The organism is Kitasatospora sp. NBC_00458 (assembly GCF_036013975.1).
Taxonomy (GTDB): Bacteria; Actinomycetota; Actinomycetes; order Streptomycetales; family Streptomycetaceae; genus Kitasatospora.
Genome location: NZ_CP107904.1, coordinates 5,302,611 through 5,320,364, shown reverse-complemented (window position 1 = coordinate 5,320,364; position 17,754 = coordinate 5,302,611). Strand labels below are relative to the sequence as shown.

13 protein-coding genes are annotated in these 17,754 nt (G+C 75.4%); 4 read left to right on the top strand and 9 right to left on the bottom strand.

Translation table 11 applies throughout. The annotated features are described in order from the left end of the window. Positions 1–585: 585 nt before the first annotated feature. Positions 586–1,899, top strand: coding sequence for a nucleotide sugar dehydrogenase (locus tag OG550_RS22180; RefSeq protein ID WP_327680162.1), 1,314 nt, complete (start codon positions 586–588; stop codon positions 1,897–1,899). Between the two features lie 79 nt (positions 1,900–1,978). Here the strand turns inward: OG550_RS22180 and OG550_RS22175 are convergent, their stop codons facing one another. Then, positions 1,979–2,392, bottom strand: coding sequence for a beta/gamma crystallin domain-containing protein (locus OG550_RS22175; RefSeq protein WP_327680160.1), 414 nt, complete (start codon positions 2,390–2,392; stop codon positions 1,979–1,981). 402 nt (positions 2,393–2,794) lie between these two features. Here OG550_RS22175 and OG550_RS22170 point away from each other — a divergent pair, with 402 nt between their 5' ends. After that, the gene (locus OG550_RS22170; protein WP_327680159.1) at positions 2,795–3,460 is read left to right on the top strand and encodes a hypothetical protein; all 666 of its coding nucleotides are present in this window, start codon (positions 2,795–2,797) and stop codon (positions 3,458–3,460) included. A gap of 416 nt (positions 3,461–3,876) precedes the next feature. Here OG550_RS22170 and OG550_RS22165 read toward each other — a convergent pair whose 3' ends face one another. From OG550_RS22165 to OG550_RS22135, 7 genes are all read right to left on the bottom strand, one after another. After that, the gene (locus OG550_RS22165; protein ID WP_327680157.1) at positions 3,877–5,388 is read right to left on the bottom strand and encodes a hypothetical protein; all 1,512 of its coding nucleotides are present in this window, start codon (positions 5,386–5,388) and stop codon (positions 3,877–3,879) included. A gap of 266 nt (positions 5,389–5,654) precedes the next feature. After that, entirely contained in the window at positions 5,655–8,474 is a 2,820-nt protein-coding gene (locus OG550_RS22160; RefSeq protein ID WP_327680155.1) for an SUKH-4 family immunity protein, read from the bottom strand. Positions 8,475–8,576: 102 nt separating this feature from the next. Next, positions 8,577–9,578: an SMI1/KNR4 family protein gene (locus OG550_RS22155; protein WP_327680154.1), complete on the bottom strand. Its 1,002-nt coding sequence runs from the start codon at positions 9,576–9,578 to the stop codon at positions 8,577–8,579. 225 nt (positions 9,579–9,803) lie between these two features. Beyond that, a complete protein-coding gene (locus OG550_RS22150; RefSeq protein ID WP_327680152.1) occupies positions 9,804–10,916 on the bottom strand; it encodes a DegT/DnrJ/EryC1/StrS family aminotransferase in 1,113 nt (370 codons plus the stop codon). 105 nt (positions 10,917–11,021) lie between these two features. Continuing rightward, a complete protein-coding gene (locus tag OG550_RS22145) occupies positions 11,022–12,152 on the bottom strand; it encodes a DegT/DnrJ/EryC1/StrS family aminotransferase (protein WP_327680149.1) in 1,131 nt (376 codons plus the stop codon). 92 nt (positions 12,153–12,244) lie between these two features. Continuing rightward, a complete protein-coding gene (locus OG550_RS22140; protein WP_327680147.1) occupies positions 12,245–13,225 on the bottom strand; it encodes an NAD-dependent epimerase/dehydratase family protein in 981 nt (326 codons plus the stop codon). Beyond that, entirely contained in the window at positions 13,222–14,493 is a 1,272-nt protein-coding gene (locus OG550_RS22135; protein ID WP_327680145.1) for a Gfo/Idh/MocA family protein, read from the bottom strand. The genes OG550_RS22140 and OG550_RS22135 overlap by 4 nt, the downstream gene beginning before the upstream one ends. Before the next feature lie 393 nt (positions 14,494–14,886). Here OG550_RS22135 and OG550_RS22130 point away from each other — a divergent pair, with 393 nt between their 5' ends. Beyond that, positions 14,887–15,351 carry a YwqJ-related putative deaminase gene (locus OG550_RS22130; RefSeq protein WP_327680143.1) on the top strand — a complete coding sequence of 155 codons (465 nt, stop codon included), beginning with the start codon at positions 14,887–14,889 and terminating at the stop codon, positions 15,349–15,351. A gap of 73 nt (positions 15,352–15,424) precedes the next feature. Then, positions 15,425–15,970 (top strand): SUKH-3 domain-containing protein, encoded by a 546-nt coding sequence (locus OG550_RS22125; RefSeq protein ID WP_442906167.1) that lies wholly within the window; start codon positions 15,425–15,427, stop codon positions 15,968–15,970. Positions 15,971–16,162: 192 nt separating this feature from the next. Here OG550_RS22125 and OG550_RS22120 read toward each other — a convergent pair whose 3' ends face one another. Beyond that, the gene (locus OG550_RS22120) at positions 16,163–17,431 is read right to left on the bottom strand and encodes a sensor histidine kinase (protein ID WP_327680141.1); all 1,269 of its coding nucleotides are present in this window, start codon (positions 17,429–17,431) and stop codon (positions 16,163–16,165) included. Between the last annotated feature and the right edge of the window lie 323 nt (positions 17,432–17,754).

The following is a 17,754-nucleotide window of genomic DNA, read 5'->3' as shown; positions in this document are numbered from 1 at the left end:
CGGTCTGTTTCCCCGCCGTCGCGATCTGCCACGAACTGGACATACTCCTGTCACTGCCCGTCCATGGAGATCGCGCACCATAGTGAATGTGCCCGCCGCACCCAACCGTGGGGGATGGCTGCGGAAGGCACGGTCGCACACCCGATGGGGGTCGGGAGTGCGAGGCCGGGCGACCCTGGGTGGGGGCGCCCGCCCAAGCGCCGGGAACCGTGGCGCCCTTTCCTGGAGGGCGCCACGGGTCTCGGCCTCCACCGTTTCCGGGGGGACCGCCGACACCGGGCCGTTCCCGGCACCCCTTCCCGGCCACCGCCCTCCCTAAGCCCGTTCTCCGGCTAAGCCCGTTCTCCGGCGGCCCCCGCTGCGGAACCGCTTCCGCCCGGCTCGCCGACCCCGCCGTCCGGCCGGTCCCCCGGCGCCGGCGCCCCGTCCCCCCTCCGCCCGCGGCCCCTTCCGCACCGCCCGCACCGCCCGGCGCAATCCCGGGAAAACCTCCGCTGCCAGGCCCCGCTCCCTACCCTGTTGTGAAGACGGTGGGGGGACGCCCGGAGCGGGCGGCGGGCGTCGCGATGGAGGGGGTTCTTCGTCATGCGCGTTGTCATCGCAGGCCAGGGCTACGTGGGGCTGCCGCTGGCGGTCCGCGCGGCCGAGGTCGGGCACCGGGTGGTCGGCTACGACGTCGACGAGCGCCGGATCAAGCGGCTGGCCGTCGGCGAGTCGTACGTCGAGGACATCCCCTCCGGGCGGCTGCGGCCACTGCTGGAGAACGGGAGCTACCTGCCGTCCGCGGACCCGTCCGACGTGGCGGGCTTCGACGTCGCGGTGATCACCGTGCCCACACCGCTGCGCGACGGCGTGCCGGACCTGTCGTACATCCAGGCCTCGGCCGCCCTGCTCGCCCGGCACCTGCGCCCTGGGGCGACCGTCGTACTGGAGTCGACCACCTACCCGGGCACCACCGAGGAACTGCTCGCGCCGCTGCTGGAGGAGGGGTCCGGGCTGACCGCCGGCCGGGACTTCCACCTCGGCTACAGCCCCGAGCGGATCGACCCGGGCAACCCGACCTGGCGGCTGGAGAACACCCCGAAGGTGGTCTCCGGGATCGACCCGGCGGCGCTGGCCGCCGTCGACGGCTTCTACGGCGAACTGGTCGACCGCACCGTGCCGGTCTCCTCCTGCAAGGAGGCCGAGCTGACCAAGCTGCTGGAGAACACCTTCCGGCACGTGAACATCGCGCTCGTCAACGAGCTCGCGATGTTCGCCCACGACCTCGGGATCGACGTCTGGGAGGCCATCGACGCCGCCTCCACCAAACCGTTCGGCTACCTGCGCTTCACCCCCGGGCCCGGTGTCGGCGGGCACTGCCTGCCGATCGACCCGTCGTACCTGTCCTGGCGGGTGGAGCGGGCGCTCGGCCGGTCGTTCCGGTTCGTCGAACTGGCCAACGACGTCAACAGCCACATGCCCGACTACGTGGTCCGACGGCTCGCGGAGGCGCTCAACGAACGGCAGCGCTCGGTCAAGGGCTCCCGGGTGCTCCTGCTCGGACTCGCCTACAAGAAGAACACCGGCGACGCCCGCGAGACCCCGGCCGCCCGGATCGCCGAGCTGCTGGTCAGGATGGGCGCCGAGGTCCGGGCCGCCGATCCGCACGTGGTGGTCGGGGTGCACGTGCCCGAGCCGGTGATCCCCGGACAGCGCGCGGCCGAGCACGACCGGCACGGCGACCCGTTCGCCGCCGTCCACCGGGTGGAGGTGGGCCCGGAGGAGCTGGCGGCGGCGGACGCGGTGGTGCTGCTCGCCGACCACGACGAGTTCGACTACGAGGCGGTCGCCACCCACGCCCGGTACGTGCTGGACTGCCGCCGCCGACTCACCGGCGCGACGGTCGAGGTGCTCTGACCCGCAAGATCCGACCCGCCGGAGCGGCCGTGCCGGGCGCCCGCACCCGCCCGGCACCGCCGTCCCCCGGGGCCGCCCGCTACCAGCGGGAGAGGTTGATGTCGTACATCATCACCTCGTGGCCGTGGTGGCCGTTGAAGTCGTACTGCTCCCAGTTGAAGACGGTCCACGAGCCCAGGCCGCTGTCGAGGTAGGTGATGACCTTGTTGTTCCCGGCATCGATCCGGTCGACGTTGTAGATGCGCACCGCCATCCACCCGTCGTTGGCGAAGCAGAGCGTGCCGCTGTAGCCGTAGTTGTAGACCTTCGCAAAATCACTTCGATTTCCACAGGCGATCCGGTTGACGGCCCGGGCATCGGTCGCCGGCAGTAGCGTCGCGGCGGCGGCGGCGAGAACCGCCAGCGCACCGATCCGACGGCCACCGCGATTCCCGGAGAGCCCTTCCGAACATTGTTCCGAACGGCGGCCCGAAAGATTTGTACGGCGAATCATATGAACCCTCCATGGGCAGCGGGTGGGACTCCAGAGGCTGACATGACGGTGCACCGCCGAAAAGCTCTTTTCCGGCCAAGCCGGAGAACGGACATGCCCGCCTAAACGCCTCGCACGGGCATGCGCTATGGTCCGAACACCCTTGCTGTGCCTGAGGATCGGAGCAGTCGCTTGGTACGCCCACCACATTCCGGACGATTCACCGCCATCACCCTGACGGTTGCTTTATCAGCCTTTTCCGCGGGCTGCACCGGTTCATCCGGAGACGGTTCCCAGGAATCCGCTCCGACACCTCCGGCGATCGACTCCCCGAAAGCCCCCGCCTCCGGCCGAGCGGGAATGACCGGACTTCCGCTCTCCGCTTACCAGGCCAATGACCAGACCTCCGTGAAAGAGATTCAGGTGCGGAATGCGCTGGTCGTTTCGTGCATGCGCCGGGCCGGGTACACGGCCTTCAGCGGGGACGGTCTCCAGACCCCCCAGGCACCGGACAACGCGACCGCCCTGCCCGCCGGCGCCTGGGGATACCTGGGCCCGGAGATCGCGGGCGTCCAGGGGTTCCACCCCCCGAAGCGGACCGCGCCCCGACCCGTCACGCCCCCCGTCGGCGCCGGGGAGGCCTACGACAGCACGCGGGTCGACTGCGACCGGCAGGCCGCCGAACGGCTCGGCTCGCCGCCGGGACCGGGCGCGGAGCTGCTCGGGCGGCTGTTCGACGAGTCGATGGCGGCGACCGGCCGGGACACCCGGGTGACGGCGGCGACCAGGGAATGGTCCGCCTGCATGGCCTCCGCGGGCTTCCAGGCCGACGACCCGGCCGCGCTGGCGGAGCGGTTCCGGGGCGGGCCGGACCCCACCCCCGCCGAACTGGCGACCGCCCGCGCGGACGTCGACTGCACCGGCCGGACCGGCCTGGCCGCGATCTGGTTCACCGTCCTGGCCGGCTACCAGCGGCAGCAGATCGACCGCAACGCCCAGGCCCTGAACGCCCACCGCGACGCCGTCCGGGCACAGGACGCCAAGCTCACCCGACTCCTCACCACCGCCGACGCCCCGCCCGGCCCCTGACGTCGGGCGCCTGGGCACCGACTCCTGACGTCCCACGCCTGACGTCCCATGCCTGACATCCGACGGGCATCCGGCGGCGGGCGGCAGGAGATGCGGGCGCGGTCAGGAGAGCAGTTTTATGTAGACCGGTCTAGTGATTCACATCATGTAGACCGGTCTACATATTCGAGCGTGTCTCCCGCCCGCCCCGCTTCTCCCCACCCCGCCGAGGCAACGTACGCGCCACACCTATGTAGACCGACCGACATATTCCGCCCATGTAGACCGGTCGACATATTCCGGCACGTCCGGCCCCGGGCCGGTGAGAAACCCGCAGGCCCTGAGTACCCGGTGGGTGCTCAGGGCCTGCGATTGGCCGAGCCGGGGCCGGGGCCGGACACCGCTAGCGGGCGGGCGGCCGGGCCGGACCGGCGGGGTCAGCGTCGGCGGTAGGAGACCGTGTTCGGAGTGGCGTAGCCGCTGCCGTCGTCGACGATCACGATCTTCGGGATGATCCGCGTCTCGTCCTCGACCGGACGCCCGGCACCCGACTCAGCGCCCGCCTCCGCACCCGGCTCCGCGGCTGCGGCCACGGCCGCCACCACGGCGTCCGGGGGCGTGGCGGGCCTCGGCGGCACCGGCCCGGTGGCCACCGGAGCGGCCGGCGCCGGGGTGACCCGGAGTACCGCCGTCGCCGCCTCGCCGACAGCCGGCACGACCGGCGGTACGACCGGCGGAGCGGCTGCGGCCGATGCCTCCGGCCCCGCGGGGGCGTCGTCCTTGCGCAGATTGGCGACCGGCAACGGGATCTCACCGGTGTCCGCGTCCGGGTCTACTCCCGGACCGTCCACTCCCGGACCACCCACTCCCGGGCCTTCCGCGCCCGGTCCCTCCACCGGGGCATCGGCGGGAACGTCGACCGGAACGACGTCGACCGGAGCGTCGGCCGGAGCGGCATCCGCGCCACCGGCCACACCACCGGCCACACCACCCACCGCGCCACCGATCGGGGTGGCACCCGCCGCGACCCCCGCAAGGGGGGCCCGTGCGGACACGGCCGCGGGATCGATCGCGCCGACCGCCGCCCCCGTCAGGGAGGCCAGGGTGGCCTTGATGTGGTCGAGGTGCTGCTGCACCGTCTCCAGCCTGGTCGCGAACTCGCGCTGCTCCCGCTCGCTCCCCGCGTTGATCCGCTCGGCCTCACGCCGGGCCTGCTCGATCAGCTGGTCCGCCCGGGCCTGGGCCTCGGCGTCGGCCTGCTTGATCCGGCCGAGCACGGTCTCCCGGTACTGCTCGGCCTCCTTGACCCGCCGCTCGGCGGTGGCGGAGACGGCGGTGTCCTCCGCGTCCGCCTTGGCCTGGGCCTCGGCGAAGGTCTCGTCGGCCTTGCGGCGCAGCTCGGCCAGCTTGGCCTCGGCCCGCTCGGAGGCCTCGGCCGCCGCGACCCGCACCTTGGCCGCGTGGGCGGTGGCGGCGTCCCGGACGGACCGGACCTCGCGGTCGGTGTCGGCCCGGATCGCCTCGGCCTCGGCGCGGGTGCGCTCGTCGGTGCGGCGGGCGGCCGCGTCGGCGTCGGTCCGGGTGGTGGTGGCGTATTCCTTGGCGGCGCGGTCGAGCGCCTGGCCGGCCTCGTAGACCTCGTCGCGGAGGTCCTCGGCGTGGCGCTCGGCCTTGTCGCGGACGGCGCGGGCCTCGTTCCCGGCCATCACGGCCAGTCCGGCGGCCTGGTCGCTGAGCACCTGGTAGTCCGGGTCGGGGGCGTCGTCGGCGGCCTGTTGGATCTCGGCCAGACGGCGCTCCATCTCCCGGATCCCGGCCCCGAGGACGCTCAGCCGTTCCCACGACTCGTCCCGCTGGGCGGTGAGTGCGGTCAGGGTGCGGTCGACCTGCTCGGGCGCGTAACCGCGTCGGGCAACGGTGAAGCCGTACTGGGGGACGGCATCGCTCATGGGCTCTTCCCCTCGTGTCGCGGGCTGCGGAGCCCATGATCGGACGGATCGGTCTGCTCCGGAACCGGGTCGGGAAACCCGGTCGGGAATCGGGCATCGAACGGATCGAAACGTACCGAGGCTGGTCGGTTGCGACCATCCTCTTGACCTATTTTGCGCAGATCGTGGCGAAACCCCAACGAGGCAGAGCCGCGGCGGCATGCCGAAGGGGTCGTTCCGGACACCGGAACGACCCCTTGCCACCTGCGCGGATCCGCGACGGCCGGCTAGAGCAGGCCGTCCCAGAACTGCTCCAGCAACACGGCCCACCACGTGTCCGCGGACTGGAGCGCCGCCGGGTCGATCGCGGCGAGCTGAGCCTGGAAGTCGGTCGTCCAGCGACCGGCCTGGTCCGGGGTCAGCCCGTACCGCAGCCGCCACATCCGGCCCAGCAGGGCCATCGCGCGGACGAACTCCGGTACACCCGTGTTGACGAACCGGGGCGGCTCCCCGGTTCCTTCGAGATCCACTGCGACCACGTGCGCCGTGCCGTACTGCACACAGAGCTGGCGCCCGTAGTCGTTGCCGAGCACCAGGTAGCCGCCGAAGTCCGGGCCGCCCGGCAGACCGCGCTCGGCGGCCAGCTCGGAGAGCGTCGGGATCGGACGGCCCTCCTGGGCCTGCGCCCAGAAGAACGGGCCGAACTCGCGCGGCAGGCCCGCCCACATCAGGGTCTGCGCCACCGGCTCGGGGACGCCCTGGCGGGCCACCGCGCGCTGCTCGAAGTGGAACACGTTCGGGCCGAAGGCCTGGCCGAGTTCCTGGCCGAGCTGCTGCGGCGCGAGCGGCGGGAGCGGCGGGACGGTGCCCGGCGCCGGCAGCGGCACCCGGAACGGCCGGACCCGCTGCGGGCCGGAGGCCAGCTGGTGCAGCTCGTCCAGGTGGTCGAGCAGCTGGGCCACGCCCGCCTGCCGGGAGTGGTGGTCGCGGCCGTAGTCGGCGGTGTGGGTGAGCCGGACGTTCGGCCAGGAGGCCGCGATCATCCGGTTGCAGTACCCGCCGGGCAGGTCGCACGACTCCAGCTCGGTGTAGAGCTCCAGCACCTGCTCCGGGGGCACGTTCAGCCGCCGCAGGTCCTGGAGGATCTTCCACTCCGGGTGCGGGGTGCCGGGCTCGCTGCGGTGCAGCAGCTTCTGCTCGGAGCCGTCGGGGCCCCGGTAGCTGAGCGCCGCGAAGTAGCCCGGGCCGACGGCGGGCACGCCGGGCGGCACCGGGGAGCCCGGCGGCGGTCCGGGGACGGCCGCGGGCGGGACGGCGGCCGGCGGCCCGGCGGGGGCCGGCGCGGGCGCCTGGGCGGCGGCGGGGGCGGGCGCGCCCGGGTAGCCGTAGCCGGCCACGGGCGCGACGGGGGCGCCCGGTCCGGGCGGCGGCGGGACCGCCGGACCGCCGGACGGCGGGGTGCCCGGGTCGACGGGGGCGCCGCCCAGCAGCGCCGGGTCGATCGCGCCCGCCAGCTGGGTGCGCTCGTACGCCACGCCGCCGGCCGGCTGGGCGGGTGCGCCCGGGGCCTCGCCGCCGCGCAGGGCCGCCGGGGGCGGGGGCGGCGGGGTGCCGCCCGCACCGCGGCCGCCGGGGGCGGGGGCGGGGCCGGAGGCCGCCGGGCCGGAACCGCCGCGCAGTCCGGCGGGCGGGGGTGGCGGCGGGGCCGACGCCGGGTTGCGGCCGAGACCGCCGGGGGCGGCGGTGCCCGGTGCGGGGGTCCCGGTTCCGGGGGTGCCGGGACCGCCCGGACCGCCGCGCAGTCCGGCGGGCGGCGGCGGGGGCGCGGCCGAGGCGGGGTTGCGGCCGCGGGCGCCCTGCGGGCCGTCGGCCACGGGGGCGGCGGGCGGCGGCACGGGTGCGCCGGGACCGGGGGCGCCGGGCAGCCCGGACAGGCCCGGCAGGCCGTCCGGGGAGGCCAGCATGGTCGGGGCGTGCTCGGCACCGGCGCCGCTCCCCGGCCCGGGTGCCGGGGGCACCGGAGCGCCGGGCAGCCCGGCGAGGCCCGGCAGGCCGTCCGGCGGGGCGAGCACGGTCGGCGCGGGCTCCACGGCCGCACCGGGCGGCGGACCCGACGGCGGACCGTACGGCGGGGCACCGGGCAATCCGGCGAGGCCCGGCAGCCCCTCCGGGGAGGCGAGCACGGTCGGCGCGGGCTCCACGGCCGCACCGGGCGGCGGGCCCGACGGCGAACCGTACGGCGGCACGGCGGACGCACCGGCGGGCGGCGGTCCGGCGAGCGGCGGTCCGGCGGGCTGCGGCACCACCGGCAGGCCGCCCTCGGGCAGCAGCACGGTGGCCGCCTCCGAGCCGGCCCTGGGCGCGCCGGGCAGGCCCGATCCGTTGGTGCGGAGCCCCTCGGGCAGCAGCACGGTGGCCGCCTCGGCGCCCGCGGCGGGTGCCGGCCGGTCGTCCGGCTCGTCCCAGTCCGGCGGCGGGGCGAGCATGGTCGGGGCGTCCCCGGCGGGCCGCTCGGAGACCGGCGGCGTGGTCAGGACGGCGGGCGCCGACCCGTCCTCGGCACCCACCGGCGCCGGAAACACGGGCGGCACCACGGGCGGAAGCACGGGCGGCACGACCGGAGCGGCCTGCGCACCGGACACCAGGGGCGGTGCGGGCGGCACCGGTGCGGCGGGCGCACCCAGCCGCTCCGCCTCGGCGGCGAGCGCCGCCTCCCCCGCCTCCTGGAGCCACTGCGGCGGGCTGAGCAGGAAGGACGTCGCCTCGACCGGCCCCGGCGTCGGCCGGGCGGCTCCCGCCGGGTTGGCCGCGACCGGCCGCCCGTAGGCCTCCTCGTACTGCCGGACCACCTCGTTGACCGGCAGCGCGGGCCAGAGCGTGCTGGCGCCGGAGTCCCGGGCGATCACCAGCCTGGCCGCGCCCTCGGAGGCGGCCCCGCCGGAGCCGGAACGGCCTGCGGCGTCCGCGCCCTCGGCGGGCTGGTGGACCGCCCAGCAGACGAAGCCCAGGTCGAACTCCCGGACCCGCACCTCGCGCTGCTGCTCCGGCGGCACCCCGCCGTTGATCCACTCCTCGGCGAGCTCCTGCGCCTGCGCGTACGTCACCACGCCCGGTTCACCCCTGTCCTCTTCGTCCCCGCTCGTTCCGCACCCTCGACCACCGACCCCGCCACGGGCACGGGCACCGCTGCCGCCGCTGCCGCCGTCATGTCAGCCCACCGGTACGGCGCGTGCGAACCCGCCGTCCACCATCAGCTCGGCGACCGTCTCCAGCTCCGGAGGGCTTCCCGCCAGCCGGAGCAGGAAGGCGTCGAAGTCGTCGCCGCAGGGCAGCAGCAGCCGCGCGGTCCGGTCCTCGGGGGCCTCGGGACCACCACTGTCGCGGGCGTCGTCGTAGAGGCAGAACCAGACCGATCCGGTCCGCTCGCCGCGCACCTTGAGCGCCACGATGCCGCCCTGGGCGTACGCGATGGCCAGGTAGTCCTTGGTGAGGTGGTCACGCAGGCACTTGTTGGCGTAGACGACGTCCTCGGTGCCGTACTCCTCGCTGAGCGTCAGGAACGGCTGGTCGAGCAGGAGGCCCAGCTCCGGGTCGAGCGCCACCCCGACGGGGGCGTGGCCACCGCCGAGCTTGAGGAAGGTCCGGTAGTCGCCGGGCAGCCGGTAGCCGAGGCGTTCCTCGGCGCGCTGTACCAGGTCCTCGGTGACGCCGATCGGGTCGCTGCCGTCCTTGGCGAGCGAGAAGTGCACCGGCCGCCGCTCCTGCAGCGGCCGGGTGCCGCGCCGCGAGTGGTCGGCGGAGGAGGTGGCCAGGCCGCCGTGGTGCCGGAGCAGTGCCTTGACCTCGACCGGGACCAGTTCCATCCGCCGCCAGCCCGGGGCCGCCCGGCCCACCGCGTGGTGCCAGGTCCAGCCGGGCGGGGTGGCGACGGCGGTCTCCAGGTCGGCCCAGAGCGGATGGCCCTGGGTGAACAAAGCGGCGTTCGCCGAGACGTAGTCGGTCAGCCTCAGCTCGTCGACGCCGAAGCCGACCGGCGGGTCGGCGACCTCGGCCGCCGCGGCGGCGTACGGGCCGAAGTCCGGGTAGCCGTGCTCGTCCACCCTGACCCCGGCGGGGTGCCGCTCCGCGCGGACCGGATCCGGGAACTGCACCACCTGACCTGCGTACGCCGCGTTCGGTGCGGCGGCGACGCCGGGCCGACCTGTCGTCATCTGGGAGCCCCCACTGGCTGCTGCAAATTCTCGGTGCGCTTGTTGGACACCAGGGTAGGGGGTGCGCCCCGGCCCCGGTCCCCCACCCGGGGAGACCGGGACGGGACCGGGACGGAACGGCGGACACGACGGGCGCGGGGCGCCGACACGACGGGCGCGGGGCGCCGACACGACGGGCGCGGGGCGGGGCCGGGCCGCGGAACGGGCCGGGCAACGGGGCCGGGGTCAGGCCGCCAGTGCCTTGGCCAGCGCCTCCACCACGCGCTCCTGCTGCGCCTCGCCGATCTGCGGGTAGAGCGGCAGGGTCAGCAGCTCGCGCGCGGCCCGCTCGGCGACGGGGAAGGCGCCCTCACCGCGGCCGAGGTGCCGGAACGCGGGCTGGAGGTGGACCGGGACGGGGTAGTGGACGCCGGCGCCGATGCCGGCCGCGTTCAGGGCCCCGAGCACCGCGTCGCGGTCCCGGCCCGCGCCGACCCGCACCGCGTACAGGTGCCGGACGTGCTCGTTGCCGGGTGCGGTGCGCGGCGGGGTGACCCCGTCCAGGCCGGCCAGCAGCCGGTCGTAGCGGTCGGCGGCGGCCCGGCGGGCCTCGTTCCAGGCGGGCAGCCGCCGCAGCTTGGCCCGGAGGACGACGGCCTGCAGCGCGTCCATCCGGGAGTTGAAGCCGAAGCGCTCGTGGACGTACTTGCGCCCGGAGCCGTGGTCGCCGATCAGCCGGACGGCGGCCGCCAGGTCGTCGTCGTCGGTGACGACGGCGCCCGCGTCGCCGTACGCGCCGAGGTTCTTGCCGGGGTAGAAGCTGGTCGCGGAGATCCGGCCGTGGAAGGCCCGGCCGTGCTGGCGGGCGCCCTGGGACTGCGCGGCGTCCTCCACGACCGGCCGGTCCCCGGCGAGGTCGAGCAGCGCCGCCATCGGGGCGAGCTGCCCGTTGAGGTGGACCGGCAGCAGCGCGACCGCCTCCGGCAGGACGTCGGCGACGCGTGCCGGGTCGATCAGCAGGTGGTCGGGGTCGGCGTCGACCAGGACCGGGCGCAGGCCCGCCCGCTGGACGGCCTCGGCAGTGGCGACGAAGGTGTTGGCGGGCAGCACCACGCCGCCTCCGGGCGGCAGGTCGAGGGCGCGCAGGGCCATTTCGAGGGCGTCGGTGCCGTTCGCGGCGCCGACGCAGTGCCGGGTGCCGGAGAAGGCGGCGTACTCGTCCTCGAACCCGGTCACCTCGGGTCCCTTGACGTAGTTCCCGGCGGCGAGCACCCGGTCGAAGCCGGCCCGGACCTCCGCCTCGATCTCGGCGTGCGCGGCCCTGAGGTCGACGAGCGGTACGGGCTGGTCGGTGGTCATCTGGTCTCCCTGGGCCGGTCGGACGTGGGAACGGGACGGGACTGGACTGGACTGGACTGGACGGGGAGGAACGGCACGGAACGGGGAGGCGGCCGCGGGCGGCGCTCAGCCGAGCGCGGCGCGCAGGGCGGCGACCACCCGGTCCTGCTGCTGCTCGGTCAGCGCGTGGTAGAGCGGCAGGATCAGCGAGCGCCGGGTGAGCAGTTCGGTGGCGGGCAGCGGCACCCGGGCGGTGCCCTTGTACGGGGCCTCCAGGTGGGCCGCCATGATGCCGCGCCGGGCGGAGACCCCGGCCCGGGCGAGCCGGGCGAGCAGCTCGCCGCGGTCGGGGGCACCGTCCGGCGGCAGCACCCAGCAGGACTGGTAGTTGGTGGTGCCGTGCGGCGGGTCGTCGACCAGCCGGACCCCGGTGCCGGCCAGCAGCTCCCGGTAGCGCCCGGCGAGTTCGCGCCGCCGGGCGACCATCGCCGGCAGCTTGCGCAGCTGGACCAGGCCGACGGCGGCCTGGATGTCGGTCATCCGGTAGTTGAAGCCGATCTCGTCGTAGGTCTCCAACAGGCCCGCCCCGCCGGCCGCCGCGTGCCGGTCCGCGGCCGAGACGCTCATCCCGTGCTCGCGCAGCCGCCGCAGCCGGGCGGCCAGTTCGCCGTCCTGGCAGGTGACCATGCCGCCCTCGCCGGTGGTGAGCAGCTTGCGCGGGTGGAAGGAGTACGCGGCGAGGGCGGCGGTGCTGCCGACCGGTCGGCCCCGGTGGACCGAACCGGCCCCGCAGGCGGCGTCCTCGACCACGGTGACGCCGCGCGGTTCGACGGCGGCCCGGACGGCGTCCAGGTCGACCGGCACGCCGCCCTGGTCGACCACGACCACCGCCCGGGTCCGCCCGGTGAGCAGCGGTTCGACGGTGGCGGCGGTGAGGTTGCCGGTGACCGGGTCGACGTCGGCGAAGACCGGCACCGCACCGGTGTGGGTGACGGCGTTGGCGGTGGCGACGAAGGAGAACGAGGGGACGACCACCTCGTCCCCCGGTCCGACACCGGCGCCGATCAGCGCCAGGTGGAGGGCGGTGGTGCAGGAGGAGACCGCGACGGCGTGCCCGGCCCCGAGGTGCTCGGCGAAGGCCCGCTCGAACTCGGCGACCCGGGGGCCCTGGGCCACCCAGCCGGAGCGGACGGCCTCGGCGGCGGCCTCGGCCTCCTCCTCGCCGAGCCAGGGGATCATGACGGGGATGGTGGACACAGGTGTACTCCGAACTGCCGTGCGGTCGGGGCGGAGGGGGAACGGGTCCTGCGGAGGGTGCCGAGCCGCCGTCGGCGCCCGCGGGCGGCGCGCTACTGCTCGCGCCACCAGGCGACCAGCCGGCGCAGCCCCTCGTCGAGGCCCAGCTCGGGCTTCCACCCCAGGTCGCGTTCGGCGGCGCCGATGTCGGCCAGCCGCCGGACCACGCCGCCGGCGGTGTCCCGGGCCGGACCGTGCTCGACCCCGAGGTCGGCGCGGTCCATCGCGCCGAGCAGTGCGTCGGCGAGGCCGCGCAGCGAGACCTCGGAGGCGCTGGCGATGTTGTAGACGCGGTCGGTGACGGGCGCGGCGGCGGCCAGCAGGTTGGCCCGGGCGATGTCCTCGGTGTAGACGAAGTCCATGGTCTGGGCGCCGTCGCCGAAGATCAGCGGCTGCCGCCCGGAGGCGATCCGCTCCATCCAGCGGATGAACACCTCGGTGTACCGGCCGTGCACGTCCATCCGGGGGCCGTACACGTTGAAGTAGCGCAGCGCCACGTAGTCCAGGCCGTACATGGCGTGGAAGGAGCGGAGCAGGCCCTCGTTGAAGACCTTGGCGGCCCCGTACAGGGTGTCGTTGTTGTAGGGGTGCTGGGTCTCGGGCGTCGGGAAGACGTCGGCGAGGCCGTAGACGGAGGCGGTCGAGGAGGCGACGACCTTGCCGACGCCCGCCTCGGTGGCGGCCTCGACCACGTCGAAGGTGCCGTCCACCATGATCTCCAGGGCCAGCCGGGGTTCGGTGGCGCACTGGGTGATCCGGATCGCGGCGAGGTGGAAGACCAGGTCGGTGCCGGGCCGGAGCAGCTTGCGCAGCAGGGCGCGGTCCCGGATGTCGCCCTCCACCACCCGCAGGCGGCCGGGGGCGGCGGCCTCCCGGGCGTGGGCGAGGTTGGCCTTCCGACCGCGGGAGAAGTCGTCGAGCACGACGACCTCGCGGGCGCCCGCCTCGACGAGCCGGTCGACCACGGTGGAGCCGATGGTGCCGGCCCCGCCGGTGACCAGGCAGCGGGAGCCCTCGATCTCTACAGCGTTCACCGCGTGGCGGCCCTTTCCTGAGCGTCGGACAGTGCGTCGGTGTCGGTCGGTGCGCCGTCGGGAGGTGCGGCGCCCCCGGGGAGGCCGCCGCCGGGGAGCGCGGCACCTCCGGGGAGCGCGGCACCCCCGGAGCGCGCGGCGCCCCCGGGGAGGCCGCCGCCGACGGGGACAGTGGCACCGCCGAGTTCGAGGCTGAGCGAGGCCGCCTCCAGCAGCTGGAGCACCCGCAGGCCGGCCCGGCCGTCGGTGAGCGGGGCGCGTCCCTCGGTGATGGCGGCGGCGAACTCGGCCATCACGTTGCGCAGCGCCTCCTGCTCGACGAGGGCGGGGGCGACCATCGAGCCGACCCGGTAGGAGATGCGCGCCCGGTGCCGGATCGCGTCGGTCAGTTCGTCGGGCGGGGTGAGGTCCACGCCGCGGTCGTGCACCGCCAGGCGGGCCTGCGGGTTGAGGTCGTCCCAGACCAGGGTGCGCCGCGAGCCGCCGATCAGCGTGGTGCGGACCTTGGTCGGCGAGAGCCAGTTGACGTGGCAGTGCGCCAGCGCGCCGTTGCTCAGCCGGACGGTCAGGTACGCGACGCAGGCCCGGCCGGCGCCGATCGGGTCGGCGCCCTGGGCGGAGACGCCGACCGGTTCGACGCCCGGCGGCAGGACGAAGTCGAGGATGGACAGGTCGTGCGGGGCGAGGTCCCACAGCACGTCGACGTCCGGCTGGACCAGCCCGAGGTTGATCCGCACCGAGTCGAAGAACTGGACGTCGCCGATCTCCCCGCCGTGCACGAGTTCGCGGATCCGGCGCACCACGGGCGTGTAGCAGAAGGTGTGGTCGCACATCAGGACCAGTCCGCGCTCCCCGGCGAGCGCCACCAGTTCGGCGGCCTCCGCGGCGGAGGTGGTGATCGGCTTCTCCACCAGGACGTGCTTGCCCGCCTCCAGCGCGGCCCGGACCAGCCGGTAGTGGGCGGTGGCCGGGGTGGCCACCGCCACCGCGGCGACCTCCTCGTCGGCCAGCACCTCCTCGAACGAGGTGGTGGACCGGACGGTGCTGTACTCGCCCAGCACCCGGCGGGACTTCGTCTCGTCCAGGTCGCAGAGCCAGCGCAGGCGCAGGGCCGGAGTCTGCTGCGCGTTGCGGACCAGGTTCGGGCCCCAGTAGCCGGCCCCCACCACGGCGATCCCGATCCGGTGCGCCGGCGCGGTCTCCGGCGGCGCACCCGGTGTGGGCACGTGCTCGCCGGGCGCCTCGTGGGCGGACTCCGTCTCCGTCATCGCAAGACCCCCCTTGCTCGGCGCCGCCGAGCCCCCGCCCCGGTGGCCTCAACGGTCATGGCAGGCAAAGGAGTTGCCAGTGCCCCCCGGAGATCCCCACCGGCCGGCCGCCCCCTTGGCTCGCTGCTGGAACGCTACCGGCCGCCACCACCGGCCGGGGGTCGATTCGGGAAACCCGGGGACGAGTCGTGACGATGCCGTGCGGATCCGGCCGACACGGCGTGCCCGTCCGTCCGGTGCCCGGATCCGGCCGTCCGGCCCGCGGGGTCCGCGGCCCGTGCGCCGCACCCCGGTTGCGCGGTTGTCGGTGCCGTTTGACAGGCTTGCTCCGGGCTGGCCCCGTCAGCCCCACCCGTACCGTCAGCACCGGAGAGCGAGCAGGAGGACGACGCCATGACCACCGGGGAACCGGACGGCCCACCGCTGTTGCGGCACCACCGCGACAGCCTGCTGCCCGCCGTCGCCGCCGCCCTGTCGCTGAAGGGCGGCGAGGTGCACACCCTGGCCGGCGACAAGTCCGCCCGCCGGCCGCTGCTGCACGCCCTCGTCGGCGACTTCCTGGACGCGCTGCCGCTGGAGCACCGCGAGCGGTTCACCGGCCGCTGCCCCGAGGCGGTCCTGCTCTCCCAGTACCTGACCGCGGTGGACGGCCGGCGCTCCAAGCGCGCCTCCCGGAAGCCGATGAGCCTGCAGGAGGCCCGCAAGGCCCTCAAGGGCGCGCGGCTGACCACCGTACGGATCCGCGAGGAGCACGACCCGGCGCACGGCACCCACGCCCCGCCGTGCCGCTCCTGCGCACCGCTGCTGGACCACCTGACCGTGCAGAGCGTCGCCGTCGGTCCCGCCGCCGCCCACTGACCGGCCGTCGGCCGCCCGCAGGTCGACCGCACCACCGCACCACGTCCCCGTCCCCGACCCACCGGAGCCCGTCCTGAATCCGCCCAGTCCGCCCCCGCCCCCGCCGTCCACGCTCGCCGGGCCCGCCGCGCGGACCCGCCCGCGCTTCCCGGCCGACGTCGCCGCCGAACTGAAGGCGACCGGCTGGCATCCCGGCCGCTGGCAGATCCGGCAGGCCGAGGAGTGGGCCGACACCCTGGTCGGGTACGGCGGCCCGGCCGGCGTCCAGCACTCGGTGTTCCCGGCGGCCGTGGAGGCCTGGGCCGAGTTCGGCGGCCTCGCCTTCGACCTGTCCGGCCCCGGACGGCAGCTGGCCCGCACCCCGTTCCTGATCGACCCGCTGCGCGGGCTGCACCAGCCGCGCACCCTGGCCGACCTGGGCCGCGCACTGGACACCCGGCTCGCACCGCTCGGCGAGGAGGCGTACGGGCAGGCGCTGCTGGTGGTCGACGAGGAGGGCCGGGTCTACAGCCTGGACCACACCGGCGAGTGGTTCCTCGGCCACGGCGTCGACCAGGCGATCGCCGCGCTGGTGCTGGGGACCGCCCCCGAGCGGCTGCGCACCCCCGACGAGCCGTAGCCCGGCCCGGGACCGGCCCGGCGGGACGCCCCCGGGCCGGCACCGACCCGGCACCGACCCGGCACCGATCAGCCCCCGACCCGTCGCCGATCCGGGCGGCCGCGGACGTTCCCGCGGAGCCCCGCCGCCCGGTCACGCACCCGGGTACGCACCCCCGCCCGGGACACCCGCCCGGGACGCCCCGGACCGGGCTCAGACCAGCCGGTCGCTCCGGACCGCCAGCCGCGACGGCAGCACCGCCTCCACCCGGAACCCGCCGTCCCGCTCCGGCCCCGCCGAGAAGGTGCCGCCCAGCGCGACCACCCGCTCCCGCATCCCGACCAGCCCGTTGCCGCCGCTGGGCAGCGCGGCCGCGGCCCGCTCGCCGCCCGGGCAGGCGTTCACCACGCTGACCCGCACCCCGTTCGGCGCGTACGCGAGCAGCACCGAGACCTGTGCCCCGCCCGCGTGCTTGTGCGCGTTGGTCAGCCCCTCCTGGACCACCCGGTAGGCGGTCTGCTCGGCCTCGCCGGTGAACTCCTGCCGGCTGCCGCTGACCGTGAGGGTGACGGCCATCCCGGCCGCCCGCGACTGGTCGACCAGCCGCGGCAGCGCGACCAGCGAGTCCGGCTCGACCGTCGCCTCGTCGGACATCCGCAGCACCCCGAGGATCTCGCGCAGCTCGTTGAGCGCCTGCCGGCCGACCTCGCCCATCAGCTTGGCACTCTGCGCCGCCCGGTCCGGGTCCTTCGCCACGATCCGCTCCAGCGCCCCGGCGTGCACCACCATCAGCGAGACGCGGTGCGCCACCACGTCGTGCATCTCGCGGGCGATCCGGGTCCGCTCCTCCAGCCTGGCCCGGCGGGCGCGCTCCCTGGCCTGTTCGGCGAGCAGGTCCAGCTCGGTCTCCAGGCCGTGTGCGCGGTCCTTGAGCGACTCGATCAGCCGGCGGCGCGCGCCCACGTACAGGCCGGTCACCACCGGGGCCACGGTCAGGCCGACGGACACCAGCAGCGCCAGCACCAGCTGGCCCCAGAACGGCGGCTGCTCGACCACGGATTCGCCGGGGGTGAGCATCGACAGCAGGATGACCCCGGCCACCTCGGCGTAGGCGAGCGCGGAGAGCGCCACCACGCGCCGCCGACGCGAGGGCCACTCCCAGGTCTCGGCCAGTGTGTACAGCGCCACCATCAGCAGCACCATCCCGGGGATCCCAGGCATCACCATCAGCGCGACCAGCACCGGTACGGCGGGCCAGCGGCGGCGCAGCACCAGGGTGGCGCCGGCCAGCGCGCCGAACAGCGCGATCCCGAACATCGTCGCGGTTCCGAGGTGGAAACGGGCGCCCAGGAAGGCGACCGAGCTGGCCGCGCACTCCAGCGCCGCGAGGGCGGCCAGGCCGGCGTCCAGGAGGGCGCTGCGCCTGCGCCGCCACCACAAGAACGACCGGTCGTGCGCGCGCTCCCCAGGCGACTTGCTCATGGCCCACAGACTACGGCGCATCACGTCCCCTTCCCCACCCGGTTACGCCCCGACACCTCGACCGGGCCCCAAGTGGTCCAGACCACATACGGGTCCGGGGCATCACTGTCCGCCATCCGGCCACCTCGCGGACAGCGACCCTCCCGACACCTATGCTGGTCGCGTCGGACAGCGCGGTCCGCACGCGTCACACCCGCCACACGCGGGCGGACCTGTGACGATGAGCCGTTGCCGAACACCCCACCACCCCGAGGGAGCCAGCCGTGACCGCTCCGGTCCCCACCCCGGCGGACAGCCCAACCGCAGTCGGCTCTGCCGGCCCG

Coding starts and splice junctions, on each gene's coding strand:
- OG550_RS22180 (WP_327680162.1), top strand. CDS start 586: ATGCGCGTTGTCATCGCAGGCCAGGGCTACGTGGGGCTGCCGCTGGCG.
- OG550_RS22175 (WP_327680160.1), bottom strand. CDS start 2,392: ATGATTCGCCGTACAAATCTTTCGGGCCGCCGTTCGGAACAATGTTCG.
- OG550_RS22130 (WP_327680143.1), top strand. CDS start 14,887: ATGACCACCGGGGAACCGGACGGCCCACCGCTGTTGCGGCACCACCGC.
- OG550_RS22165 (WP_327680157.1), bottom strand. CDS start 5,388: ATGAGCGATGCCGTCCCCCAGTACGGCTTCACCGTTGCCCGACGCGGT.
- OG550_RS22135 (WP_327680145.1), bottom strand. CDS start 14,493: ATGACGGAGACGGAGTCCGCCCACGAGGCGCCCGGCGAGCACGTGCCC.
- OG550_RS22150 (WP_327680152.1), bottom strand. CDS start 10,916: ATGACCACCGACCAGCCCGTACCGCTCGTCGACCTCAGGGCCGCGCAC.
- OG550_RS22120 (WP_327680141.1), bottom strand. CDS start 17,431: ATGAGCAAGTCGCCTGGGGAGCGCGCGCACGACCGGTCGTTCTTGTGG.
- OG550_RS22155 (WP_327680154.1), bottom strand. CDS start 9,578: ATGACGACAGGTCGGCCCGGCGTCGCCGCCGCACCGAACGCGGCGTAC.